Source organism: Haladaptatus ordinarius (assembly GCF_054177595.1).
The window spans coordinates 1-5,337 of record NZ_JBPEHH010000172.1 but is presented as its reverse complement, the minus strand read 5'-3'; the positions used below and the strand labels follow the sequence as shown (position 1 = coordinate 5,337).

The 5,337-nt window shown below is 53.9% G+C and carries 6 protein-coding genes and 1 pseudogene; 2 read left to right on the top strand and 5 right to left on the bottom strand.

The genetic code is table 11. From position 1 onward, the window contains the following. Positions 1 to 87: 87 nt before the first annotated feature. From ACR3FF_RS25470 to ACR3FF_RS25455, 4 genes and pseudogenes are all read right to left on the bottom strand, one after another. Positions 88 to 327: pseudogene (locus ACR3FF_RS25470) on the bottom strand (IS5/IS1182 family transposase); the annotation flags it as partial. Positions 328 to 407: 80 nt separating this feature from the next. Then, positions 408 to 566, bottom strand: a complete 159-nt coding sequence (locus ACR3FF_RS25465) for a hypothetical protein (RefSeq protein ID WP_458190903.1) — start codon at positions 564 to 566, stop codon at positions 408 to 410. A 334-nt stretch (positions 567 to 900) separates the two neighbouring features. Beyond that, positions 901 to 1,332, bottom strand: coding sequence for an MOSC domain-containing protein (locus tag ACR3FF_RS25460; protein WP_458190905.1), 432 nt, complete (start codon positions 1,330 to 1,332; stop codon positions 901 to 903). A gap of 281 nt (positions 1,333 to 1,613) precedes the next feature. Continuing rightward, positions 1,614 to 2,003, bottom strand: a complete 390-nt coding sequence (locus ACR3FF_RS25455) for an SWIM zinc finger family protein (RefSeq protein ID WP_458190902.1) — start codon at positions 2,001 to 2,003, stop codon at positions 1,614 to 1,616. 115 nt (positions 2,004 to 2,118) lie between these two features. Between ACR3FF_RS25455 and ACR3FF_RS25450 the strand changes: the two genes are divergently transcribed. After that, positions 2,119 to 2,349 (top strand): DUF7120 family protein, encoded by a 231-nt coding sequence (locus ACR3FF_RS25450; RefSeq protein WP_458190901.1) that lies wholly within the window; start codon positions 2,119 to 2,121, stop codon positions 2,347 to 2,349. A gap of 17 nt (positions 2,350 to 2,366) precedes the next feature. On the opposite strand, the gene sufB is transcribed toward ACR3FF_RS25450, so the two are convergent. Continuing rightward, the gene (sufB, locus tag ACR3FF_RS25445; protein ID WP_458190900.1) at positions 2,367 to 3,797 is read right to left on the bottom strand and encodes a Fe-S cluster assembly protein SufB; all 1,431 of its coding nucleotides are present in this window, start codon (positions 3,795 to 3,797) and stop codon (positions 2,367 to 2,369) included. A 230-nt stretch (positions 3,798 to 4,027) separates the two neighbouring features. On the opposite strand from sufB, the gene ACR3FF_RS25440 reads away from it, so the two are divergent. Further along, positions 4,028 to 4,888 carry an IS5 family transposase gene (locus tag ACR3FF_RS25440; protein WP_458190904.1) on the top strand — a complete coding sequence of 287 codons (861 nt, stop codon included), beginning with the start codon at positions 4,028 to 4,030 and terminating at the stop codon, positions 4,886 to 4,888. Positions 4,889 to 5,337: the final 449 nt, after the last annotated feature.

The following is a 5,337-nucleotide window of genomic DNA, read 5'->3' as shown; positions in this document are numbered from 1 at the left end:
CCGAGTCCGAAAGAACACCGTCTGGCTGAGGGATATTGAACACATTCACTCAACCAGACATCTTCCTAATTAGACTAACGCTTTAGCTTCAGTTCTCACATCGGTTGGGAAGTACCGACCCTTGTAGTAGCAGTGGAGAAAGCCCCGAAACAGATCTGGCGGCTGGTGAACTCGTGTTCACCCCCGGCGAGCGGGGGCGAACACGTCGTACTCCAACAGAAACTCGAATTCAAGGTGTTCGAACAGCGGTACTGTTTCGGTAGCCGCTGCCTTCAAGAAGTCGTCAACCGAAGCGACGTCTTGCAGGGTTGCGGTTGTGCTGGACACACTTTCCGCACCCTGCTGCTTCGTACGTGACGCTTTCTATGACACGCTCGTACCATGGATAAAAACAGCTGAAGCGGTGGTTAGTTCGGTAGTTCTTTCCGTCCCGTTCGCACGTATGGCCAGCACGGGAAGTCACCGAGGCCGTCACAGTCGCAGTTGTCTGGTTCGGTATCGTTGTCGTCCTCTGATGGGTACGCCTCGAGCGTCCCGTCGTCAGTCGCGTTCTCGACGGCGGCCATGTGTTTGCAAAAGGCGTTGCAGAGAACGTAGTACGGTAAGAAATCGAGTAAATGTACAAAGGTTATCTCGGTCCAAATTCGTTAGCTACTGCCTCAACGTGCTCTGAGATTTCCGTTGAGAGCTGCTCATTAACCATCACCTTGTCATAATCTGCCACGTGTCTGCAGATGACATTTCGAAGACCGACACGCCCACCAGCCGTTCGCGGATCCGCACTCGTTTCATACTGGACAACTTCCTCTCCCTCATAGATAACCGTATAACGGCATGGCTTCGAGGTCCCTATTGTCATTTCAACGGATAAGGATTCATCCAAATCAATAACGACCACTGTTACCACCGCACCTCATCGCCGACACCAAACTGTCCGGATTCAATCACGGACGCGTTGAGTCCGCCACGATGAACAAGGGCTTCAGAAAGTCCTTTCTCGCCGACGAGTGACTGCATATAACCACATGGTTCACAGAGTTGGATACCCTCGCAGAGAACATCGCCGACAGTGAATGTTTGGCCCACGAGGTGATTGAGTGGGACATTTCGTGTCGTTACGTTTCGACGATGCGCACCTGACGGGATTTCGATACTTGCCTCCCGTTCAACCGCTGCCAGTGCCTCGGCTTCAATGAAAGTAACGTCACTTGCCTCCTTCACCTCTCGATTCGGATCCTCGTCAAGGAAGTTCCAGAGCCCGCGTTTCTCGAAGTACCGGTCGCCACGGAGTCCTCGTCCCGCAACTGCTTCCACGTCCGTTCGTGCCTGCATCGGATCACCACTGTCGGGAGCAATGTGAATCCCCTCGACTCGGCCGAGTTCCATACAGTTTCTTCGTGGAAGTGTATATTGTAGATTTCGAGGAAGGTGAAAATGTACATATTGGACGGACGGACGAGCCAGCGCTGCGCCCTGGCTCACTGCCTTCGTCTATTAGTATACCACACAACGGCCCCGAGGAAGCATACTTCCCTACTTTTACCCACTGGGACTCAAAAAATGCTATCGAATGATTTGCTGGGTCAGAGGACGTCGTGTTATTGAAGCGGTGATTAGTTCGGAAGTTCTTTTCGTCCCGTTCGCACGCATGGCCAGCACGGGAAGTCACCGAGGCCAACGCAATCACAGTCTTCGGGTTCGGTCTCGTCTTTGTCCTTGGACAGGAATGCGTCGAGTGTGCCGTCATCAGTCGCGTTTTCGACGGCGGCCATATGCTTGCAAAAGGCGTTCCGATGGACGTGATGCGGACACGTGCAGGCCATCAGTTCGTCAGTCACGTCGTCGATGGAGACTGTGTACTGGTGGGCTGCGGGGGTCTCGTGGCTCTCGTTAGTGACTTCAACAAGTCCGGGGGCATCAACGTCGAAGGCGAACTGTTCGGTCTGTGCGCGTTTCTGTGCCGTCTCGTCAGCGTCACAGGCTGCGGATTGTTTTGTACTCATGGATTTCGGGGTTGTCCGTAGGAAAGAGTAAAAAACAGCAAGAACCGAGGAATAGCACACTACGCATCGAGAAACCAGCCCGAGAATTAATCTGTCTCTAGACCAGAGTGTGTCTATGGTCTCGCTTGAGGTAGCCTTGCCTGACCGTATCAAGAGTGATATTGATCGCCTTGTCGAACAAGGTGATTTTCTGAACCGAGAACAAGCAATTGAAAAGCTTCTGTCACTCGGTGTGTCGGCTCAGGATACGGATAGTGAATCCGAAGAGGAACTAACTGAAGATCTATTCACGCAGGCTGTCGATGATCAGCAGGATCCGGCTGATCAATACGATAATTCGCTCTAATCCTTATCTCAAAAAGATCAGCCAAGACTGCCTTCCATTTCGAGTTCGATGAGGCGGTTGAGTTCAACCGCGTACTCGATGGGAAGCTCCTCCGTGATGGGTTCGATGAACCCGCTGACGATCATCTGTTTCGCGCCGTCGTCGTCCAGACCGCGACTCTGGAGGTAGAAGACGTCCTCGTCGCCGATCTTTCCGACGGTCGCCTCGTGGGCGACGTTGACGCGACTCTCATTGATCTCCATATACGGCATGGTGTCCGACGTGGACTCGTTGTCGAACATCAGCGCGTCACACTCGACCGACGTGGACGAGTCAACCGCACCTTCGCTGATGTGGACGAGGCCGCGGTAGTTCGTGCGACCGCCGTCCTTGCTGATAGATTTCGACTCGATGGTCGAGTTGGTGTTCGGGGCGTTGTGGTAGACCTTCGCGCCGGTGTCGATATTCTGACCCTCGCCCGCGAATGCGATGGAAATCTGATTCGCGGAGGCACCGCGACCTTTGAGAATCGAACACGGATAGAGCATCGTTGCCTTCGATCCCATGCTGCCAGAGACCCATTCCATGCGGCCACCGGCTTCGACGATGGCACGCTTGGTGTTGAGGTTGTACGTGTTCTTCGACCAGTTCTGGACGGTCGAGTACTGGACATGAGCGTCCTCATCGACGAACACTTCGACGCCACCGGAGTGGAGATTGTGGCTACCGTACTTGGGTGCGGAACACCCTTCGATGTAGTGAACTTCGCTTCCTTCCTCCGCGATGATGAGCGTGTGCTCGAACTGGCCCATCCCTTCAGAGTTCATGCGGAAGTACGCCTGTACCGGCATCTGGACTGTCACGTCTTCGGGAACGTAGACGAACGACCCGCCGGACCAAACGGCACCGTGGAGCGCCGCGAACTTATTGTCGCTCGGCGGCACGCACTTTGTCATGAAGTACTCTCGGACGAGGTCCTCGTGCTCTTGGACCGCTTCGTCCATGTTGCAGAAGATGACGCCCTTCTCCTCCCACTGCTCCTGCATGTTTTGGTAGACAACCTCGGACTCATACTGGGCACCGACGCCGGAGAGTGCATTGCGTTCGGCCTCTGGAATACCGAGCTTCTCGAAGGTGTCCTTGATGTCGTCCGGGAGGTCGTCCCAGCTGTCTGCTCCTTCACGCTTGTCGACGTCTGGGCGAATATAGGGAATAATCTCTTCGACGTCGAGTTTCGTGAGGTCGGGCTGACCGGGCCAGTCCGTCGGCAGGGGCATGTTCTGGTAATGTTCCAATGCGCGAAGACGCCGCTGGAGCATCCATTCAGGTTCGTCTTTGTCCTCGCTGATGAGGCGGACGACTTCCTCAGTCAGCCCCTTGCCGGACGTGACTGCGGCCTGCTGTTCTTTCTTGAACCCGAATCGTTCTTCTGTATCTGTGTTACGCAGGTGATCCTGATCTGAACTCATATTTAAAACTGAGTGCTCGAGCCTGATGAGGCTGGTGGGTACGTTAACGATGGACAGGAGTGTATGTTGGGATCCTCGTTGATCCGTTCCTCATCCGTCATCTTCCAATCCACGTGATTTGAAACAGAGTTCGTGGGCCTTGTTTAGACGGGGAGACTCAGTCAGTCTAGTGGCTGTATCACTAGTATCGTTTTGCTAGTAGCTTCAGAGAAGTACCAAATCTACTGGGACTGAAGCGGGACGGATTGGGTGTGCAAACCAAGACCTCCCGCTTCGCAGAGACGATTGTATCGCTCGCCAAAAAAGCCGTCGCTGGCGAGCCAGCTCCGGCATACCGCCCCGGAAAAGACGGGTATGCCGATTGGGTGATTCTCGCCGTTCAGGGGTTCAAAGAGTATCTCAGTCACGATTACAGGAAGCTGATGGATGTTCTGCGAGAAATGCCGAGAGTCGCAAAATCACTCGATTTGACGGTTGAGACGCTCCCTCACATCTCCACGGTCTGTGCGCGGAAACAAGAGATTCCGATGAAGCAGTGGCGATCGATGCTCGACACATCGGTCGAACTATACGAACTCGGAGACGTACAAGCAATCGACGCAACCGGCGTGGACCGTGTCCAGGCGAGCCAGCACTACGCGAAACGGACAGACTACACGTTTGAGGCGGTGAAGACCACGCTGCTCGTCGATTGCGAAACAAGTGCAATACTAGATATACACTGTTCGACGAAACAACCGCACGATACACAGGTCGGCTGGCAAGTGCTGGTGCGGAATCTCGACGAGTTGACGGCTGTGGCGGCTGATAAAGGATACGACTGGGAAGCACTCCGGACGAAATTACGGTCTGAAAATATCACACCACTGATTCCCCAGCGCGGCCCTGGTTTTCGGGGTTGGGCAAGGAATTTACTCATTCACGATCGGGGATATAATCAGCGCTCAAACGCTGAGTCAGTGTTTTTCGGATTGCGCCAACGATACGATGAGACGCTGTGGGCGAGAACGTGGTTCGGTCAGTTCCGAGAACTTGTCATGAAATCAGCGGTGCGAAACATCGAACGCGCAATCGAGGGGTTAAACCGCTAAATTCTAGCGACTAAACAAGGCCGAGTTCGTGAATTCAAGGAAGTTCGCGATCTCTGTTCTTCAATACGAAGCAATGTTCGCAGGGCCGGCAGCGACCGCTCGGTAGGTGGCAGATACGCTTGAGATCGAGCGGCCGTCCGCGCATCGACAGCTAGAGGAACTGCACGAGAATGGTGAGGTCGAGCGGGGAAAATTGAGTCCACGGGTTGTTATCTGATGGATTCCGAAGGAATGAGCGTGTCATAGAATCCATCTCATAGCTTGAGTTTCTCACGTCCCGGATCGTTTCCTCGTTGGTAGTTAGTGAGTTGCCTTGTTGAACGCAAGACTGCATCGGGGTGGGGTTGCTGATCTACAATTTCACGGCGTTAGAGACGGCTTTTCGACCTCAGAAGATGCAGTAGCTGTCAGTCACAGCAATTGCTGATGAGTCAAAACTATGGTACCTT

Bases quoted from the DNA above. Each gene is read 5' to 3' on its own strand.
- ACR3FF_RS25465 (WP_458190903.1), bottom strand. From the start codon at position 566: ATGGCCGCCGTCGAGAACGCGACTGACGACGGGACGCTCGAGGCGTAC.
- ACR3FF_RS25450 (WP_458190901.1), top strand. From the start codon at position 2,119: ATGGTCTCGCTTGAGGTAGCCTTGCCTGACCGTATCAAGAGTGATATT.
- ACR3FF_RS25460 (WP_458190905.1), bottom strand. From the start codon at position 1,332: ATGCAGGCACGAACGGACGTGGAAGCAGTTGCGGGACGAGGACTCCGT.
- ACR3FF_RS25455 (WP_458190902.1), bottom strand. From the start codon at position 2,003: ATGAGTACAAAACAATCCGCAGCCTGTGACGCTGACGAGACGGCACAG.
- sufB (WP_458190900.1), bottom strand. From the start codon at position 3,797: ATGAGTTCAGATCAGGATCACCTGCGTAACACAGATACAGAAGAACGA.